Genomic DNA, 2,568 nt, shown 5'->3' on the forward strand with positions numbered 1-2,568 from the left:
CTTTCCGGGAGTGGCTGGGGCTATAACGAGGTTAAGAAATGGCTTGCAGGTGAAGATGTCCCTCTCCCGCAGGAATCACCGGCTCTACCCGGCGCCGCAGGTTTTCTTCCCTACAGCTTTGCCGGAGAAAAATACACGGATATTACTGCTCTGGTGCGTGCTCTTCTGGCCAATCCCGCGGAAGGAATGCAGGAAACCGGGAAGGGCATTCTGACTCATCATTTCGGGCTCTTTGACAGCAAGGCGGAACAGATCTGCCGGGATGCCGAAAACGGCATTCGGAACAGTCTCGATGATGCCGGAGCCCGGGATGTTTTTTACCGGGCAATGTATGCTTTGGCTCCGGAGATGAAGTCGGTGTTCTGCGCCGGCCGGGAGTTTAAGGGCTTAAGGGAGCTGGGAGAAGCCTCCTTTGAAGCTGCCTCTTCCGGAAACAGGGATTTTGCCGCGGAGCTCGGCAAGCTTCTGGACAGCATTCTGGAGTTCTATGCCGGCAGCATTCTTAAAAATCCTGCAGCGGTTACCGTCCTGAAAAGCGCCAAGGATATTATTTCCCGTTACAAATATTCCGGTCTTCAGCTATGCTGGATTATCGGCTATGCATTTTCCAAAAGACGCGCCCTTATGATTCACGGGCAGATCTTTGCGGGTTCCCGGGATCTCATGCTTTATCTTAAAAAGCTGGAAACCGAACAGGGCAGCCCGGCGCTTGCCAAATACATCGAGGAAGCAAGCGCGGAGCTCTCGTTTTTTGCTTCCTGCCATCCCGACAGTCAGGTGCGGCGTTACCTTAGCGAGGTTCTGGACGAGCTTAACCGGGCGATTTTCGGGAAGGGGGAGCTTTCCTTCAAAAACGCCAAAGCCTTTGATGAATACATCGCAAGGCTTCTTCAGGAAAAGCAGACCTACCAGATCCGCCGCCTGCTCTCGGACTACGGCACGGCCCTCAAGGAGGTCTCTGAAAAGATCTGGCGCTCTTCTTCATACGACAATCTTGTTAAAATCGCGGGGGGCTTTGTTCCCTTTGATGAACTCCTTTTTGCGAATCAGGGGGATCTTAAGGACTATCTCAGAGATCTTCTGGAAAAGCATCAGAGCACTCCGGAGTTTTTCCGGGAGTATGTGAAAATCCACGGCAGCGCTCTGGAAAAGGCTGCAGCTGTTCCGGAGCTCTCCCGGGTTGCCGGTACTGTCCTGAATCTTGGCCATGCGGCTGTTTCTCCCCAGGAATGCATTACCGTAAGAGGTGTCCGCTATCCCACAGTACCGCCCCTGAATGCCCGGGAAGGTGATTACATCAAGTTCGGCGTCTATCCCTACGACGAGGAAGGCAACGCTGCTCCTATTGAATGGCTGGTGCTTAAGGTGAAGGATCATGAAGCCCTCCTGATCACCCGTTACGGCATTGACTGCCGGCCTTATCATCATGAGAGCTCCGCGGTTACCTGGGAAAGCTGCGATCTCCGGAAGTGGCTTAACAAGGTTTTCCTGAAAACCGCCTTCGACAAGGAAGAGCTCATGCGCATCAAGGTGTCGGATCTCTGGAATGACCGCAATCCGGACTATGATACCCCCGGCGGAAACCGCACCCAGGATGCGGTGTTCTGTCTCAGCATTGCGGAGACCCGGGAATTTTTTGCCGATAACGCCGAAAGACAGTGCGAGCCCACCCCCTATGCCCGCCAGCGGGGAGCCTGGGGAGACACCGGAAACAACTGCTGCTTCTGGTGGAACCGGTCTCCGGGACGCTATGAGAACTATGCTGCTCTGGTGCGCACCGACGGCGTGCCTTCCCTGTTCGGGATCCGGGTCAGCTTTGACTACGATGCCGTGCGTCCGGCTCTCCGCATCATGCGTTAGCCCCGGGGGAATGCTATGAGAGTAAGTCCGAGCTGCGCTGCCTGTCTTTGGGAACGGCAGAAGCGGAAAACTCCGGATCCGGATTACCTGGCCCGGGTGAGGGAAATTATCGACACCCGGAAAGAGGACGACACCGCCCCTTATCTGGTTTATCTTTTTGCAGAGGCCCATGAGAAGTTTTTCGGGAAACCGCCGTCCTTCCGGGATGTCAAGAAGCGGTACAACGACTGCGTGCTCAGGCTGGAACCCGATATTCGGAGCAGGATTGCGGCATCCCCGGATCCCCTGGCGGCCGCTCTGGCTTTTGCGCGGGCCGGAAATTATATTGATTTCGGAGCCCTGGAAAAGGTGGAGCAGGATACTCTTTTAACCCTTCTGGACACGGCATCTCTCAATGAACGGGATCTTCCGGCCTACCGGGAGTTTTTAAGAGCCTGCCGCGCGGCTGAGAGCTTTCTCCTTATCGCCGATAACTGCGGGGAGATCGTTCTTGACAAGCTCTTTCTGGAAGAGCTCCGGAAATCATTTCCCAGGCTTTCCTGCGCGGTCATGGTACGGGGATCCGAGGTGCTTAATGACGCCACCCGCGAGGATGCGGAGCAAGCGGGAATGGGCAAGGTGGCGGAAATCATTTCCAGCGGCGCCGCTGCGGCCGGCGCGATTTACCGTCTCATGTCTCCGGAGGCCCGGAACGCTCTGGACACCGCA

The 2,568-nt window shown here is 55.8% G+C and carries 2 protein-coding genes; both read left to right on the top strand.

Annotated elements, in window-relative coordinates; translation table 11 throughout:
* Positions 1-1,860: DUF6273 domain-containing protein (locus ACJROR_RS14675; protein ID WP_406547746.1), on the top strand; the 1,860-nt coding region annotated here is incomplete at its 5' end.
* Between the two features lie 15 nt (positions 1,861-1,875).
* A partial coding sequence (locus tag ACJROR_RS14680) for an ARMT1-like domain-containing protein (protein ID WP_406547747.1) occupies positions 1,876-2,568 on the top strand: 693 nt, incomplete at its 3' end.

The organism is Succinimonas sp. (assembly GCF_045225735.1).
In the GTDB taxonomy this organism is placed as follows: Bacteria; Pseudomonadota; Gammaproteobacteria; order Enterobacterales; family Succinivibrionaceae; genus Succinimonas.